Origin of the sequence: Pseudomonas mosselii (genome assembly GCF_019823065.1) — a bacterium.
GTDB lineage: Bacteria > Pseudomonadota > Gammaproteobacteria > Pseudomonadales > Pseudomonadaceae > Aquipseudomonas > Aquipseudomonas mosselii.
The window spans coordinates 3260595-3276106 of sequence record NZ_CP081966.1; the positions used below are offsets into that span (position 1 = coordinate 3260595).

Consider the following 15512-nt stretch of genomic DNA (forward strand, 5'->3'; position numbering starts at 1 on the left):
GTTGGGGAAACCATGGTGTGTCGGTCGGGCTAATAGTCGCATGAAGGCTGCCAGGTGCTCGCCGCGAGCCTTGCAGCGCCTTTGAGATCGAGCGCCGGCCGCCCTCAAAGCGGCGCATCCTCAGCCAGTCCGCGCAGCAACCGATACTCTCGCAAGACCGCCGGCACATACCGCCGCGTCTCGGCAAACGGCGGCACCACCCGCCCCCGGCTGAGCACCGCGTCGGGCCCGGCATTGTAGGCCGCCACCGCCAGGGTGATGTCGTTGTCGAACAGCTTGAGCATGCGTTTGATATAGCGCGCCCCGCCCTGCACGTTGGACGCCGGGTCCAGCACATCCGCGACACCCATCTCCTTCGCCGTGTCCGGCATCAGTTGCATCAGCCCCGCCGCCCCCTTGGCCGAACGGGCCTTGGGGTTGTAGCCGGACTCGGCCTTGATCAGCGCATGCAAGAGCGCAGGCGACACATCGTTGGCCAGGGCCGCGGCCGCCACCAGGTCGGCATAGGGCCGCCCGGTGACCAGCTGGGCGTTGACCGGCCCGCCAGCCAAGCCGCTCTCCTTGATGACCCGCTCATAGTGCCGTCCTGGCCGATGCACGTTGGACAGCACGAAGCCGCCCTTGCCATCACTGGCGATGTAGATGTCGGCCTGGGCGCCGAGCGCCATCAGCCCCGCCGCCAATCCCAGGATCAGCCCACGCATGTCGATCACCTCCCGCCGCACAAGAACAACAGTGGCCCCCGATGTGGGGAAAATGGCCCGTCGAATCGGGCTTTTCGGCTATGACGCAAGCGCCGTGCCGCCCGCCAGCGCTCATGGCGCAAGGGCCCGGCGCAGACGTGCACGGCTGTTGCATGGCAGGGGTAAACGCACTGGAGGATTTCACCATGCAGCGCAACATCCACAGCCAACGCGGCTTCACCCTGCTCGAACTGTTGGTGGTGCTGGTGGTGCTGGGCCTGCTGGCCGGCATCGTCGCGCCCAAGTACTTCAGCCAGCTGGGCCGTTCCGAGGCCAAAGTGGCGCGGGCGCAGATCGAAGGCCTGGGCAAGGCCCTGGACCTCTATCGCCTGGAAGTCGGCCACTACCCCAGCAGCGAACAGGGCCTGCAGGCCCTGGTGGCCGCCCCCAGCGGCGAGGCGCGCTGGTCGGGGCCATACCTGCAAAAAGCGGTACCCCAGGACCCCTGGGGACGCCCCTACATCTACAAGCAGCCCGGCGAGAACGGCGGCGAGTACGACCTGCTGTCGATGGGCAAGGACGGCCAGCCCGGCGGCGACGGAGAAAATGCCGAGATCACCAGTTGGCAGTGAGGAGCCCGACCATGCGCTACCAGCTCAAGGCCCTGGGCAGCCAGGGCGTGGTGCAAATGCAGGTCGAGGCCGAGGACAGCGACCAGGCCCGGCGCCAGGCCGAGGACCAGGGCCTGCGCGTGCTCAGTGTGCGTAGCCGGGGCCTGGCCCTGCGCCGACGCCCGGCAGCGTTCGACCTGATGCTGTTCAGCCAGGAACTGGCCACCCTCCTCGGCGCCGGCCTGCCGCTGATCGACGCCCTCGAAAGCCTGGCCGAGAAAGCCCCCGGCGGCGCCACGCGCAAGACCCTGGCGCAACTGGTGGGCCAGCTGTACGAGGGGCGTTCGCTGTCCCAGGCCCTGGCCCAGCAGCCACGGGTGTTTCCCGCCCTGTACGTGGCCCTGGTGCAGTCGAGCGAGCGCACCGGCGCCCTGGGCGATGCGCTGAACCGCTACATCGGCTATCGCCAGCGGCTGGACCTGGTGCGCCAGAAGCTGGTCGGCGCCTCGGTCTACCCGCTGCTGCTGTTGTTGGTGGGCGGCGGCGTGGTGCTGTTCCTGCTGGGCTATGTCGTGCCGCGCTTCAGCCTGGTGTTCGAGGGCATGGGCAGCGAGCTGCCCTGGTTGTCACGGGTGCTGATGCAGATCGGCCTGTTCCTGCATGCCCAACAACTGCCGTTGGGGCTGGGCACCCTCGCCGGCCTCGGCGCGCTGGTCGCCCTGCGCCGCCATCCGGCACTGCGCCGTGGTGCCGGTCGCCTGCTGCGCCGGCTACCGGCCCTGCACCAACGCCTGGTGATGTACGAGCTGGCGCGTTTCTACCGCTCGCTGGGGATCCTCCTGCAAGGCGGCATTCCCATCCTCACCGCCCTGGGCATGGCCCGGGGGCTGCTCGGCAGCAGTGCGGCCGAAGGCCTTGAGCAGGCCAGCCGACGGGTCGCCGAAGGCCTGCCATTGTCCGATGCGCTGCTGGCCGGGCAACTGGTCACGCCGGTTTCGCTGCGCCTGCTGCGCGCCGGCGAGCAATCGGGCAACCTGGGCGAGATGCTCGAGCGCTGCGCGGATTTCCACGACCAGGAGATCGGCCGCTGGGTCGAATGGTTCGTCAAACTGTTCGAACCCTTGCTGATGACCTTCATCGGCCTGCTGATCGGGCTGATCGTGATCCTGATGTACATGCCGATCTTCGAACTGGCGTCGAGCATTCACTGAGCGAGGTAGCAAATGGCCATGCGCATGGCTTAGCATCGCCGGTTTGCCCCTAGAGCCCTTCAATCGTGCCGCTTAGCCTGCCGACCCTGATCCTGGTCGCCGTTTTCATCCTGGCCCTGATGGGCATCCTGACCCTGCACGCCTGGCGGCGCTGCGCCAGCGACCCGAGCCTGGGCTACCTGGGCGCGATGCTGCTGATCTCGGGCCTGGGAGTCTGCCTGAACGCCCTGCGCGGGTTTGGCGCGGACTACCTGGCCCTGGTACTGGGTAATATCGTCCTGCTGGTCGGCACCGGCCTGGGCTGGACGGCCATGCGCGTGCTCGGCGGGCGCAAACCGCACTGGCCGCTGCTGCTGGCCGGCGCCGTGTTCTGGGGCCTATTCAGCCTATGGCCGGGCTTTTACGGCGATCTCGGCCTGCGGGTGAAGGTGTATTCGCTGCTGACCCTGGGCTATACCGGCCTGAGCATCGGCGAATTGCTGCGCCCACGGGTGCGCCTGCAGGTGTCCTATACCCCGGCGCTGATCCTGACCACCCTGCATGCAGCGCTCTACCTGATGCGCACGCTGCTCGAGGACGGTGTCGCCCTCGACCAGGCGATCAACAACGGCGGCGCCAGCCCGGGCTTCTTTGCCTTCATCCTGTTCGAGTCGATGCTGTTCGCCATCGGTATTTCCTATGTGACCCTGGCAATGGTTCGCGAGCGCGCCGAGATCCTGCTCCGCGCCGCGGCCTACAGCGACCCGCTGACCGGCATCGACAACCGCCGGGCGTTTATGGAGCGTGGCAACCAGTTGCTGCATGACTGCGCAACAAGCCAGGTGCCGGTGGCTTTGCTGCTGTGCGACCTGGACCATTTCAAACGGATAAACGACCGATTCGGCCACCCCGCCGGGGATGAGGTGCTGTTGGCGTTCGCCCGGGAAACCGCTCGCCACCTGCGCCGCGACGACCTGTTTGCGCGCATCGGCGGTGAGGAGTTCGCCTGCCTGCTGCGCGGCGCCAGCGAGGCCGAGGCCGAACAGGTGGCGCAGCGGATTTGCGCCGGATTTTCCGGGCTGGCGTTGCTGGAACCGGGCCTGCTGGGTGTAAGTATCGGCATAGTCAGCCAGCCGGCCGCGCCAGGGGAGCTATCGCGGCTGCTGTCGATGGGCGACCGGGCCTTGTACGCGGCCAAGCATCAGGGGCGTGGCCGGGCGTTGCGCTATGCCGAGGTGTGCTGAGGCCCGCGCTCGCTCTCAGTAGTCGAACCGTTCCACCGCCCGCCGCCGCTCGTTGTCGTCGCGCCGGTCATAGCTCGCCGTGGTCTGAATGTTGGCATGGTGCGCGAGCTTCTGCGCGATCGACAGGTCGTGCTCCTCGATCACCCGGGTGATGAACGCCCGGCGAAAATCATGGGGCATGATCTTGGCCCCCACCTGCGCCCCACGCTGGCGGGCAATGTAATAGATCGCGTGCTTGGTGATGCGCGCACGGGTGATATGGCTGCCGCGACGGATGCGGTTGAACAGGAAGCTGTCGTCGCGCTCGCCGGCAGGCAGGTGCTGGCGGCGCAGGTCGAGCCAGGCCTGCAGCTTGTCGAAGGCCCAGGCTGGGGCGTACTTGACCAGCTGGCGGTTGCCCTTGGCCAGCACCTGCACGCTGCGCTCCTGGAAGTCCACCTGGTCCAGGTCGACATCCACCGACTCCGACTTGCGCATGCCGGTGCCGTAGAGCAACGCCAGGATCGCCGCGTCGCGCACGCCCTGGGGGCGCGGGTCGGCGGCGCACACGTCCATCAGTTCACGGATCAGGTTGCGCCGCAGGTTGCGTCCCGGCGGCAGGCGGCTGCCGCCGGCCGGCTTGACCTCGCGGATCATCAGCAGTTGCTCGTGGTCGATCAGCCCCTGGCGCCAGGCCTCGTTCATCACCCCCCGCACCGCATTGACGTACAGCGACGAGGTATTGGGCGCGTAACCATCGGCGCGCAGCGCCGCCACCAGGGCGATCACATGGCCGGGCTCGAGACGGTGCCAGGGCACATCGGCGATATCGCCATCGGCGAAGCCCAGGCGGTCGGCGGCATCCTGCAGGATGTAGCGCATGGTCAACTGGCTGGACGGGGCCAGGCGGGCGAGGTACTGCAGCAGCGGATTGCGCAGGAGGTCGGTCACAGCGGGGATCCTGTAGCAAAGCCGAATGCGCGGCGAGCGCAAGACGGCGTAAAGCGAGTCATTTCAACCCTGACCAAGGTCAAAAAGACTACAAACAAAAAGAGTCATAATGACCTTAAGCAGTGCCATCACCTTGATATTCAAGGCCTTTGAACGCTGGCATGGTTCGTGATGGTACCCCATTCAACCGCTCCGATCGAACCAAGGTCCCCGCCATGCTCGTCCAGCCGATCACCGCTCGCCCACGTCAGGCCCTTTGGGCCCTGGGTTTTCGCCCGTTCTTCCTCGGCGGCAGCCTGTTCGCCCTGCTCGCCCTGCTGCTGTGGGCCGGCGAGCTGGCCGGCGCGCTCCAGCTCAACCCGGCGGGTGGCATGCTGGCCTGGCATCGCCATGAAATGCTGTTCGGCTTCGCGGTGGCCATTGTCGCCGGCTTTCTGCTCACCGCCGTGCAGAACTGGAGCGGTATCCCGGGCCTGAGCGGCCGGCCGCTGCAGGGGCTGTTCCTGCTCTGGCTGCTGGGTCGGGTCAGTTGGTTCCTGCCCTTGCCGGCCTGGCTGCTGGTCTTGATCGAGGGTACCTTCCTGCCGCTGGTGGCGCTGGCCCTGGCGCGACCGATCGTGCAGCGGCGGCTGCGCAACAACTATCCCATCGTCGCACTGGTGCTGCTGATCGCCGCCTGCCAGTGGCTGACCTTGGCCGGCGGGCTGCAGGACAACGAGCTGTGGCAACGGCGCGGCGTGCTGGCCGGGCTTTGGCTGGTGGCGGCGATGATGAGCGTGATTGGCGGGCGGGTGATCCCGTTCTTCACCCGTCGCGGCCTGGGCAACATGAGCCCTGCACCGGCCCGCCCCTGGCTGGACCGCGCCTGCCTGCTGGGCAGCGTGGCGCTGCCGCTCACCTACGTGCTCGGCTTCAACGATGCGCCGCAGCCGCCAATGGCCTTGCTGTTCGCCACCCTGGCGGTGCTGCACGGCGTGCGCCTGGTGCTTTGGCATGACCGTGGCCTGTGGCGGGTGCCGCTGCTGTGGTCGCTGCACCTGGCCTACGCCTGGCTGATCCCGGCCTGCCTGGGCCTGGCGCTGTGGCATGCCGGGGTGGCGATCAATCCGAGCCTGGCCGCCCACGCCTTGACGGTCGGCGCCATGACCGGACTGATCGTGGCGATGATGGCCCGGGTCAGCCTGGGGCATACCGGGCGGCCGCTGGCGGTGCCGCGCAGCATTGGCTGGGCGTTCGCGCTGATCCAGCTGGCGGCGCTGGCCCGGGTCGTGGTAACGCCGTTCACGCCGCTGGGGCTGGGGGTATCGGTGCTGTTCGGCAGCGCCGCGTTGCTGCTGTTCCTCCGGCACTACCTGCCGATCCTGCTACGGCCGCGGGTGGACGGCATGCCGGGCTGAACGAGGTGGAGCAGGCTGAGGGTGTCAGAAATTTTGTGTTCGGGCATAACATGAGTAAGAGGTGCATGTATGCCAACCAAAAAGAAACCCTTGCGTGACCTGCCCAAAATCCCCAAAGAGCTGCTGGAGCAGTTCGGTGAGGGCCTGATGACCGCAGAGGCTATCGAGGATGCCTCTGCGGCGTTCAAGAAGGCCTTGATCGAACGCGCTCTGCACGCCGAACTTGGCCACCACCTGGGTTATCCGCCGGGCGCGCAGCGCCCAGAGGATGAAACCAACCAGCGTAACGGCAAGAGTGGCAAGACGGTTTTGACCGGCGATGGCCCGCTGCGGCTGGAAATTCCTCGTGACCGAGACGGCAGTTTTGCGCCCATTCTCATCCCCAAGCATGAGCGGCGGTACACCGGTTTCGATGACAAGATCATCGCCATGTACGCCCGTGGCATGACGGTCAGAGAGATCCGAGCCTTTCTGTCCGAGCAGTATGGAACAGAGGTCTCACCCGACTTCATCAGCTCTGTGACAGACGAGGTCATGGAAGAAATTGGCGCGTGGCAGCAGCGGCCACTGGAGCCCATGTACCCGGTCATTTTCTTCGATGCACTGCGGGTGAAGATCCGCGAAGAAGGCTTGGTGCGCAACAAGGCCATTTACTTGGCGCTGGGCGTTCTACCCGACGGGACGCGCGATATCTTGGGCATCTGGATCGAGAACACCGAGGGTGCGAAGTTCTGGATGAAGGTCTTTAACGATCTCAAGACACGTGGTGTCGAGGATGTGCTGATTGCCGTGACCGATGGCCTCAAAGGCATGCCAGAGGCTCTCAGCGCCGTGTTTCCAGAGACGACGCTGCAGACGTGCATCGTGCACCTGATCCGCAACAGCCTGGACTTTGCAGCCTGGGACAAGCGGCGGGCACTGGCCAAGGCGCTCAAGCCGATCTACCAGGCCATCAACGCCGAAGCGGCTGAGCAGGCACTCGATGAGTTTGAAAACGGGCCCTGGGGCAAGCAGTATCCAACGGTCGTTGCGGCCTGGAGACGCGCCTGGGATCGAGTGATTCCCTTCTTTGTCTTCCCACCAGCCATCCGGAAAGTGATCTACACCACCAACGCCATCGAGAGTATCAATGCCCAGCTGCGCAAGATCATCAAGACCCGAGGCCATTTCCCGAACGATGATGCAGCTACCAAGCTGATCTGGCTGGGGCTGCGAAACATCACGGCGAACTGGGGCTCAGCGGCGCATGATTGGAAAAGTGCGATGAATCAATTCGCGATTTTGTACGGAGATCGGTTCATCAGGCCGACCTGGTGAAAGTCAGGGCCTGCCTGACGGCAGGCCGTTACCGGCCCGCACACAAAAAATCTGACACTTCCAGCAGGCTTGCCCCGCGCCAGGGCCGCATCTGGTCTACAGTTCACCCACGCTCATCCACCAAGGGACCGCATGGCCTTCCACCACCTCACCCGCACCCACCCCCGTCTCAGTATCGCCACCCTGGCCGGCCTGCTCGGCGGCTGGCTGATCCCCGCCGGCGACACCGTGCAGCACATCCTTGCCGGCTGGAACCTTGGCGTCTGGCTGTACCTGGCCATGGTCCTGTGGCTGAGCCTGCGGGCCAATGCCGAGCGGGTACGCAAGGTCGCCCGCATCGAGGATGAAAACGCCGGTCTGGTGTTGATCACCGTCTGCGTCTCGGCCATCGCCAGCCTGGCCGCCGTCACCCAGCAGTTGGTATCCAGCCGCGGCCTGGAGGGCGGCGCCCTGGCTCTGCACTACCTGTACACCGGCCTGACCGTGGCCGGTTCATGGCTGCTGATCGGCTGCATCTTCAGCCTGCACTACGCCCGGCTGTTCTATACCGGCGACCGCCATGAACCGCCCCTGCGTTTTGCCGACGGCGAGCGTAACCCGGACTACTGGGACTTCCACTACTTCTCGTTCACCATCAACGTCGCCGTGCAGACCTCGGACATCGGCGTCGCCGGCCGAGCCATGCGCCGGGTGGTGCTGGCGCACTCACTGGTAGGTTTCGTGTTCAACACGGCGATCCTCGGTTTTACCATCAACATCGCCGCCGGGTTGCTCGGCTAGCACCCGCAGCGCGCAGGCGGCGATGCGCCGACACACCTGCTCTAGCACCGCGGCCTCCAGCACCAGCCCCAAGCGCAGATGTCCCGCCGCGCTCGGCCCGAACCCATCCCCCGGCAGCAGGGCCACGCCCTCCTCGTCCAGCAGGCGCTGGGCGAACGCCTGGGCGCCGAGCCCGCTGCCGCGAATATCAAGCATCACGAACATGCCGCCGACCGGCCGATGGACATGAATGCCCGGGCAGCCCCCCAGCGCCGCGCAGACCCGGTCACGCCGCTGTCGGTAGACCTCACGCATCCGCCGTACGTCTACCCCAGCCTGGTCCAGTGCCACGCAAGCCGCATGCATGACGAACTCCGGCAGGCCGAACAGCATGCTCATCACCAGTGTGCCGAGGTGCTGCGCGAACAGCGGCGGGCCGATCACCCAGCCGACCCGCCAGCCACTCATCGCATGGGACTTGGACAGGCTGCCGATCGACACGCAGCGCTCGGCCATGCCTGGCAGGCTCAACGGACTGGGCGCCTCACCTTCGTACAGCAGCGACTGGTAAACATCGTCGCAGACCAGCCACAGATCATGCTCCCGACATAACTGCGCCAGGCGCTCCAGGTCGGCCTGGTCGATCATCGCGCCCGTCGGATTGTGCGGACTGTTGAGCAGCAGGCCCCGGGTGCGCGGAGTGATCACCCTGGCCACCGCGGCAGGATCCAGGCGAAACCCCTGCTCCGGCCGCACCGCGACCTGTACGACCCGTGCACCGCAGGCACCGAACACGCCGTGATAGGTCACGTACATGGGCTCGGCGACGATCACCTCGTCGCCGGGCTCGAACAGGCACTGAAAGGTCGCGAACAGGCCGCACTGGGCTCCGGCGGTCACCACGACCTGCGCGGGATCCAAAGATAACTGGCTGTGGCGCACCACAGCCTCACGCAAGGCGAGACTGCCACGTACATCGCTGTAATGGGTATCGCCGCGCCGCAAGCTGGCCACAGCGGCCTCGACCACCGGGCCCGGGGTATCGAAGTCCGGGTCGCCCACCGATAGCAGAAAGATTTCGCGCCCCAGGCGGCGTTGCTCCAGGGCCTGGTAATGAATGTCCCAGGCGGCGACTGCATGGCCGGCAATACGTTGGGTAAGCGTGGAAAAACGCATGACTGTCTCCCTGTCTGCCCGGCCGACACCGTTGGTCCGAAAAGCGCTGCCGATAAACATAGCAGAGCAACTCTCGCTGCCAGCCGCCCGCCCACAGGGAAAACGTTTGCCCCGGCGGATAGACACCCACCGTTCATCGTGACAGGACTGTGACCGCCGTCATGCATTAGTACATCTGCCTTATTTTCTGGCGATTACTGCCATGGCAGGTGCTATGGTTAGAGTCCCGACTGCCAGGAAGGCCACAGTGTTACCGCTACGAAATCACCGCGTTCAGGACACGAACAAGGAGGCTGGCATGAACAAGATGACGTTCCCCAACGCCTGCCAGGTGATGCGTTGGCATTTCCATCCGCTGGGCTTCGAGGCCAGCATGGATGCCCCGCGCAGCATGGTCGCCCGGCTGTTCGACCGGGTCACTGGCGAGACCCTGCTGGCAATCGCCGGCATCCCCTGCGCCACCATCATGCCCGCCGCCGATGTCGAGCGGATCATCGAGGCTGTGGAAGCCGAGATGGAAATCTTCGACCTGCTGGCCAGCCCCATGCGCAGCGCCGTCTAGATTGCCTGTTCCTGGCGCGCCTTCAACGTCTGCAACCCTTTCATGAACTGCTCGGGCGGCACCGGCTGGCCAAGCAGGTAGCCCTGCAGCGAATCGCAGCCCAGGCGGGTGAGGAAGTCCTGCTGGCGGTCGGTTTCCACCCCTTCGGCGACAATCCGCAAGCCCAGCGCCTGGCCCAGGGCGACGATGGCCGAGACAATCGCCGCATCGTCGCTGTCCTGTTCCAGATCGCGCACGAAGCCGCGGTCGATCTTCAGCTCGTTGGCTGGTAGACGCTTGAGGTACATCAGGCTGGAATACCCGGTGCCAAAATCGTCGATGGACAGGTCCACGCCCATGTCCGACAGACGCTGCAGCACATGCAGGCTGGCGTCGGCATCGCGCATGGCGGTGGTTTCGGTGATTTCCAGGGTCAGGCGGTTGGCCGGCAGGCCGTTCTCGTTCAGGGCCCGGGCCACGCTGTCGACCAGCCCGGCATGACAGAACTGAATGGCCGACAGGTTGACCGCGATGCGCCAGTCTTGGTTGCCCTCGTCCAGCCACTGGCGCATCTGCCGGCACGCTTCGCCCAGCACCCACTCGCCGATCGGAATGATCAGGCCGGTCTTCTCGGCCAGGCCGATGAAGCGGTCCGGCAGTATCAGGCCATGTTGCGGATGCTCCCAGCGCAGCAGGGCCTCGGCGCCGATGGGCTGGCGCTGCACGGCGTCGAACTTGGGCTGGTAATGCAGGCGGAACTGGTTGTGCTCCAGGGCCGTGCGCAGGTCCTGCAGCAGTTGCAGTTGCTGGCGGGCGTTGCTGTTCATCGAGGCGTCGAAGAAACTGTAGCCGTTCTTGCCGGCGCTCTTGGCGTGGTACATGGCTGCGTCGGCATTGCGCAGCAGCTCATGCTGGTCCAGGCCGTTGCCCGGGTACAGCACGATGCCCAGGCTCGCCGACAGCTGCAGGTCGTGTTCGGCCACGCGGAATGGCCTGGCCATCAGGTTGACCTGCTTGACCGCGACGTTCATGGCGTCGTCCGGCTCGTCCAGCTCCACCAGCAGCACGAACTCGTCGCCGCCGATCCGCGCCAGGGTGTCCTGGCTGTGCAGATGGCCGCGCAGGCGTGCCGCCACGGCCTTGAGCAACAGGTCGCCAACATGGTGGCCGAAGGCATCGTTGACCGGCTTGAAGCCGTCCAGGTCGATGAACATCAGGGCGAAGCAGCCGCCCTGTTCCGCCACCCGGCCCATGGCCTGGTCGATACGGTCGGCCAGCAGCGTGCGGTTGGGCAGGCCGGTCAGGGTGTCGTGCAGGGCCAGCTGGGTCAACTCCTGGTTGGCCAGGGTCAGCGAGCGGGCCAGTTCCGCCGTGCGCGCCTCCAGGCGGGCGTCCAGCACCGAGGTCAACAGGGCAACCGCCAGCACCGCCAGGGTGGTGATCAGCACCAGGTAGTCCAGGCCGTCGCCGGCCAGGCCCGTGGTCAGCGCGCCGCAGAAGCTGCCCGCCGGGAAGCTGGCCGCGGCCATGCCGGTGTAGTGCATGCCGACGATGGCGATACCCATCACCACCGCCGCGACACCGCGGATCTGACGCACATAGGGGGTGTGCTGACGCAGGCGGAAGGCGATCCACAGCGCCGCCGCCGACGCCCCCACCGCGATGGCCAGCGACACGCCGAACAGCGTCGAGTCGTAGTCGATGCCCGGCTGCATGCGCAGCGCGGCCATGCCCATGTAGTGCATGCAGGCGATGCCGGTGCCCATGATCAAGGCACCGAACACCAACTGCAGCCACGGCAGTCGCGGCTGGCTCACCAGCCATAGCGCAAAGCCTGAGGAGGCCACCGCGATCAGCAGCGACAGGACCGTAAGCGTGGTGTCATAACCCAGCTCGATCGGCAGGCTGAACGCCAGCATGCCGATGAAGTGCATCGACCAGATACCGATGCCCATGGCAAACGCCCCGCCGCCCATCCACAGGTACACCGCGCGCGCCTTGGCCGTGGCGATGCGCCCGGTGAGGTCCAGGGCCGTATAAGAGGCAAGGATGGCCACGCACAGCGAGATCAACACCAGCGAGGATGAGTAACTACCGATCAGCATTAGCACTTCCAGGAACAGGCCGGGGGACGGCCCGGAAAAAGCCGATGATTGTACTCAAGCTTTGGCGAAACGCACGGGGTTTTCGCGAAGCTCAATGGATCCAATGAACGGCAGGAGGCGCCGCAGGGACTGGGCTAGAGCGCATTGCCCAGCAATTGAAGGCATATTGCCACTTGTCGTTTCGGGCCTCATCGCGTCACGACGAAACCCAAGCCAAACGAAGCGACTCCAGCTAATCTCAACAGGCCGCCCCCCCTGCAAACTTGCTGCCCCAGGAGCTCGCAATGGCCACCCCACCCAACCAGGCAGCGTTGCTCACCCTGCTTGTCTTCGCGCTGTGTCTGACTGCCGGCTGTTCAAGCAAACACGCCACCACCCGCTACGCGGCCCAAGGCGCATACTGCTACGCCAAGTCTCTGCCCAGCAGCGGCGAAGGCGGCCTGGCCTTCGGCCCCACCCTGGCCATGGCCAGCAAGAAGTCACTGGACAGCTGCGTGCGCTACGCCGGCAGGTCGGGCGGCGCCCCGCACACCTGCAAGGTGGTCGTGGCCAGGTGCAAAGGCTAGCCTAGCGCTCGCTCGATCAACGCGGTGACCTTCCTGCGACAGGCAGGCGGATGCGTTATTGGCCCGTCTGCTGACGCTGCCAGCGCTGCAGGTTCTCGGCCACCAGTTGCTCGGGCAATGGCCCGCCGACCAGCGCCTTCATCTTGCGCGCCAGCTGCTCGCGCAGCGCCGGCTTGTTGCAGCCCGACTTGTGCGACAGCGCCAGGTACAACCCCTCGCTGGAGACCGGTGGGTCGAGCACTTCAAGCGCCTGTTCCTTGCCCAGCATGCGGGCCAGGGCCAGGCCTGGGTAGTGTTCGAAGATCACATAGTCGCTGCGTTTGAGCAGCAGTTTCTGGAAGGCCTGGGTGACGCTGGGCACGGCCTCGAGCACGAGCTGCGCCCGCGCATAGTCGTCAAAGGCCTGGCCGTGGCTGTTGTTGACCAGTGTTCCGCCACGCCGCCCCTTGAGGTCGGACCAGTCGCTGTAGGCGAAGCCCTCGCCCTTGCGTACCCAGACCACGCTGGAGTTGAACAGGAACGGCGGGCTGACGAAGTCCACCAGTTGCTCCCGCGCCTGGGTGCGAAAATACCCCGCGAGCATGTCGACACGCCCGGTATTCACCTCTTCCTGGGCTCTGGACCACGGCCCGACATACACCACGTCCACCACCAGCCCCAGTTCCTTGGCCACCTGCTTGAGCAGGTCGGCGTTGGCGCCGATCAGCCGCCCGGGGTCATGCGGATCACGCCACAGGTAGGGTGGATAGTCCGGATTGCCGGTGGCGGTCAGGTGCTGGCAGGCGTCAGCGGCAACGGCAAGCTTGGGCGCCACCGCCAAGGCGAACGACAACAACACAGACAGGCCCAGACAATGTCCGCTCATTGCGCTCCTCGTACCATGGATTACGCCACTGACAGCATGGCCCTACACAGTGTGCACGAGAAACGCACGAATGCCATATGCGACATGATGAACCATTGTGCCGCGCCGGCAGGCGCAACACCGTCTAATCCCGCGCCAACGCCTCGATCGGGTCCAACCGCGCCGCATTCCTCGCCGGCACGAAGCCGAACACGATTCCGATCAGCGTCGAACACACGAACGCCGTGACGATCGATCCCAGCGAAAACACCATTTCCCACTGCTTGACGAACAACGCGAACAAATAACCGATCCCATAGGACAACCCGATCCCGATCACCCCACCGATCAGGCAGACCATCACCGCCTCCACCAGGAACTGCTGGCGGATATCGGACTGCCGCGCCCCCACCGCCATGCGAATGCCGATCTCCCGGGTCCGCTCGGTGACCGATACCAGCATGATGTTCATCACCCCGATCCCCCCGACCACCAGTGAAATCACTGCGATCAGCGACAGCAGCAAGGTCAGCGAGCGGCTGGTCTTCTGCACGGTCTGCATGATGCTGTCGAGGTTGTTGGTGAAGAAGTCCTTGGTGCCATGGCGCTGCAGCATCAGCTTGTTGACCTCCTCCTCCACCCGCCTGCTCGGCATGCCGTCCTTGATCCGCACACTGATGCTGTCCAGGTGGCGCTGGCCGAGCACCCGCCCGGCGGCGGTCTCGTAGGGCATCCACACGTTGAGCGTGTTGCCGGCGACGAACAGGTTCTTGTTCTCGGCGGTCACGCCGATCACCGTGCACGGCAGCTTGCCGACCAGGATAACCTGCCCCAGCGGGTTGACCCCGTCGCCGAACAGGCGCTTGCGCGTGTTGTGGTCGATCACCACCACCTGCGCCTGGCGCCGGGCGTCGTCGGCGCTGAACACGATCCCCGAGGCCAGCGGAATGTTGCGCACCTGGAAGTACTGCTCGCTGACGCCGTTGAGCTGTACGTCGGCGTCGATGTTGCGGTAGCGCACCAGCGAGCTCTGGCCGATCACCGGCGTGGCGCTGTCGACGTAGTAGAGCGCGTTGAGCGCCGTCACATCGGCCGGCATCAAGGTCTCGATGGCCTTGGCCCGGCTGTCGCCGAAACTGGTGCCCGAATAGATGTCGATGGTGTTGCTGCCGATCGCCTGGATGTCCTTGAGCACGTAGCCCTTGGCGCCTTCGCCGATGGCCGAGATCGACACCACCGAGGTGATGCCGATGATGATCCCGAGCATGGTCAGCAAGGTGCGCATGCGGTGCGAGACCAGGGCGATCCAGGCCATCTTGAACGCCTCGCGGAACAAACCCAGGCTGGCCACCAGCCGTGGCCGCGCCTGCTCGACAGTCGGCGCGGCCGCGGCGGTCGGCGCCGGTGCCTCGGGCCGGGTGCGGCGGTCGCTGACGATCTGCCCGTCGCTGACCTCGATGATCCGCTCGGCGTGGGCGGCGACCTTGGGATCGTGGGTCACCAGGATTACCGTGTGCCCGGCAGCGTGCAGTTCCAGCAGGATGTTCATCACCTCCTTGCCGCTGGCGGTGTCGAGGGCGCCGGTGGGTTCGTCGGCGAGGATCACCTCGCCGCCATTCATCAGCGCCCGACAGATGCTCACCCGCTGCTGTTGGCCGCCGGACAGCTGGCTCGGGCGGTGCGCCAGATGGCTCGCCAGGCCCAGCCGGCCGAGCAGTTCGCGGGCGCGGGCATGGCGCCCGGCCTGGGACACGCCGGCATACACCGCCGGGATCTCGACGTTGCGCAGGGCATCCAGGTGCGGCAACAGGTGGTAACGCTGGAAGATGAAACCAAAATGGTCGCGCCGCAGCGCGGCCAGGGCGTCGTCGTCCAGGTCACGGGTTTCCTGGCCGCTGACCTGGTAGCTGCCGGCGCTGGCATGGTCCAGGCAGCCGAGGATGTTCATCAGGGTCGACTTGCCCGAGCCCGAGGCGCCGATGATCGCCACCAGCTCACCGGCATGAATCTGCAGGTCGATGCCCTTGAGCGCCAGGAACTCACGGTCGCCGGCCATGAAACTGCGGCTGACACGCTGCAGGCGCAGCAACGGCTGTTGCTGGTCAGCAGGCCGCGCCAGGTGCGGTGAAAGCTCGACGGTCATGTTCAT

At 65.8% G+C, this 15512-nt stretch carries 14 protein-coding genes; 8 read left to right on the top strand and 6 right to left on the bottom strand.

Annotation, left to right across the window (positions count from 1 at the left end; all coding sequences use genetic code 11):
• Positions 1-104: 104 nt before the first annotated feature.
• A complete protein-coding gene (locus K5H97_RS15305; protein WP_028691861.1) occupies positions 105-704 on the bottom strand; it encodes a lytic transglycosylase domain-containing protein in 600 nt (199 codons plus the stop codon).
• 185 nt (positions 705-889) lie between these two features.
• Here K5H97_RS15305 and gspG point away from each other — a divergent pair, with 185 nt between their 5' ends.
• From gspG to K5H97_RS15320, 3 genes are all read left to right on the top strand, one after another.
• Positions 890-1315 carry a type II secretion system major pseudopilin GspG gene (gene gspG, locus K5H97_RS15310; RefSeq protein ID WP_028691860.1) on the top strand — a complete coding sequence of 142 codons (426 nt, stop codon included), beginning with the start codon at positions 890-892 and terminating at the stop codon, positions 1313-1315.
• An 11-nt stretch (positions 1316-1326) separates the two neighbouring features.
• Positions 1327-2505: a type II secretion system F family protein gene (locus K5H97_RS15315; RefSeq protein WP_028691859.1), complete on the top strand. Its 1179-nt coding sequence runs from the start codon at positions 1327-1329 to the stop codon at positions 2503-2505.
• Between the two features lie 65 nt (positions 2506-2570).
• Positions 2571-3728: a GGDEF domain-containing protein gene (locus K5H97_RS15320; protein ID WP_028691858.1), complete on the top strand. Its 1158-nt coding sequence runs from the start codon at positions 2571-2573 to the stop codon at positions 3726-3728.
• Positions 3729-3743: 15 nt separating this feature from the next.
• Here K5H97_RS15320 and K5H97_RS15325 read toward each other — a convergent pair whose 3' ends face one another.
• On the bottom strand, positions 3744-4658 hold the full coding sequence (locus tag K5H97_RS15325; RefSeq protein WP_028691857.1) for a site-specific integrase: 915 nt from the start codon (positions 4656-4658) through the stop codon (positions 3744-3746).
• A 215-nt stretch (positions 4659-4873) separates the two neighbouring features.
• Here K5H97_RS15325 and K5H97_RS15330 point away from each other — a divergent pair, with 215 nt between their 5' ends.
• The 3 genes from K5H97_RS15330 to K5H97_RS15340 all read left to right on the top strand — a co-directional run bounded on the left by K5H97_RS15330 (position 4874) and on the right by K5H97_RS15340 (position 8152).
• Positions 4874-6055: an NnrS family protein gene (locus K5H97_RS15330; RefSeq protein ID WP_051555723.1), complete on the top strand. Its 1182-nt coding sequence runs from the start codon at positions 4874-4876 to the stop codon at positions 6053-6055.
• A gap of 69 nt (positions 6056-6124) precedes the next feature.
• Positions 6125-7372 carry an IS256 family transposase gene (locus K5H97_RS15335; RefSeq protein ID WP_060489951.1) on the top strand — a complete coding sequence of 416 codons (1248 nt, stop codon included), beginning with the start codon at positions 6125-6127 and terminating at the stop codon, positions 7370-7372.
• Positions 7373-7504: 132 nt separating this feature from the next.
• Positions 7505-8152 (top strand): DUF1345 domain-containing protein, encoded by a 648-nt coding sequence (locus K5H97_RS15340; RefSeq protein ID WP_028691500.1) that lies wholly within the window; start codon positions 7505-7507, stop codon positions 8150-8152.
• Here K5H97_RS15340 and K5H97_RS15345 read toward each other — a convergent pair.
• Complete coding sequence (locus K5H97_RS15345; RefSeq protein WP_028691501.1) at positions 8078-9307, bottom strand: pyridoxal phosphate-dependent aminotransferase; 1230 nt, start codon at positions 9305-9307, stop codon at positions 8078-8080. The genes K5H97_RS15340 and K5H97_RS15345 overlap by 75 nt on opposite strands.
• A gap of 298 nt (positions 9308-9605) precedes the next feature.
• Between K5H97_RS15345 and K5H97_RS15350 the strand changes: the two genes are divergently transcribed.
• A complete protein-coding gene (locus tag K5H97_RS15350; protein ID WP_028691502.1) occupies positions 9606-9869 on the top strand; it encodes a DUF1652 domain-containing protein in 264 nt (87 codons plus the stop codon).
• Here K5H97_RS15350 and K5H97_RS15355 read toward each other — a convergent pair.
• Positions 9866-11953, bottom strand: a complete 2088-nt coding sequence (locus tag K5H97_RS15355) for a putative bifunctional diguanylate cyclase/phosphodiesterase (protein ID WP_028691503.1) — start codon at positions 11951-11953, stop codon at positions 9866-9868. The genes K5H97_RS15350 and K5H97_RS15355 overlap by 4 nt on opposite strands.
• Positions 11954-12237: 284 nt before the next feature.
• On the opposite strand from K5H97_RS15355, the gene K5H97_RS15360 reads away from it, so the two are divergent.
• Positions 12238-12519 carry a hypothetical protein gene (locus tag K5H97_RS15360; RefSeq protein WP_028691504.1) on the top strand — a complete coding sequence of 94 codons (282 nt, stop codon included), beginning with the start codon at positions 12238-12240 and terminating at the stop codon, positions 12517-12519.
• Positions 12520-12574: 55 nt separating this feature from the next.
• Here the strand turns inward: K5H97_RS15360 and K5H97_RS15365 are convergent, their stop codons facing one another.
• Positions 12575-13384, bottom strand: coding sequence for a substrate-binding periplasmic protein (locus K5H97_RS15365; RefSeq protein ID WP_028691505.1), 810 nt, complete (start codon positions 13382-13384; stop codon positions 12575-12577).
• 124 nt (positions 13385-13508) lie between these two features.
• Entirely contained in the window at positions 13509-15512 is a 2004-nt protein-coding gene (locus K5H97_RS15370) for a MacB family efflux pump subunit (RefSeq protein WP_051555702.1), read from the bottom strand.

What these genes read in the sequence shown, in the direction of transcription:
- K5H97_RS15335 (WP_060489951.1), top strand. Translation starts at nt 6,125, where the DNA reads ATGCCAACCAAAAAGAAACCCTTGCGTGACCTGCCCAAAATCCCCAAA.
- K5H97_RS15340 (WP_028691500.1), top strand. Translation starts at nt 7,505, where the DNA reads ATGGCCTTCCACCACCTCACCCGCACCCACCCCCGTCTCAGTATCGCC.
- K5H97_RS15355 (WP_028691503.1), bottom strand. Translation starts at nt 11,953, where the DNA reads ATGCTGATCGGTAGTTACTCATCCTCGCTGGTGTTGATCTCGCTGTGC.
- K5H97_RS15365 (WP_028691505.1), bottom strand. Translation starts at nt 13,384, where the DNA reads ATGAGCGGACATTGTCTGGGCCTGTCTGTGTTGTTGTCGTTCGCCTTG.
- K5H97_RS15370 (WP_051555702.1), bottom strand. Translation starts at nt 15,512, where the DNA reads ATGAACATGACCGTCGAGCTTTCACCGCACCTGGCGCGGCCTGCTGAC.
- K5H97_RS15350 (WP_028691502.1), top strand. Translation starts at nt 9,606, where the DNA reads ATGAACAAGATGACGTTCCCCAACGCCTGCCAGGTGATGCGTTGGCAT.
- K5H97_RS15330 (WP_051555723.1), top strand. Translation starts at nt 4,874, where the DNA reads ATGCTCGTCCAGCCGATCACCGCTCGCCCACGTCAGGCCCTTTGGGCC.
- gspG (WP_028691860.1), top strand. Translation starts at nt 890, where the DNA reads ATGCAGCGCAACATCCACAGCCAACGCGGCTTCACCCTGCTCGAACTG.
- K5H97_RS15360 (WP_028691504.1), top strand. Translation starts at nt 12,238, where the DNA reads ATGGCCACCCCACCCAACCAGGCAGCGTTGCTCACCCTGCTTGTCTTC.
- K5H97_RS15305 (WP_028691861.1), bottom strand. Translation starts at nt 704, where the DNA reads ATGCGTGGGCTGATCCTGGGATTGGCGGCGGGGCTGATGGCGCTCGGC.
- K5H97_RS15345 (WP_028691501.1), bottom strand. Translation starts at nt 9,307, where the DNA reads ATGCGTTTTTCCACGCTTACCCAACGTATTGCCGGCCATGCAGTCGCC.
- K5H97_RS15315 (WP_028691859.1), top strand. Translation starts at nt 1,327, where the DNA reads ATGCGCTACCAGCTCAAGGCCCTGGGCAGCCAGGGCGTGGTGCAAATG.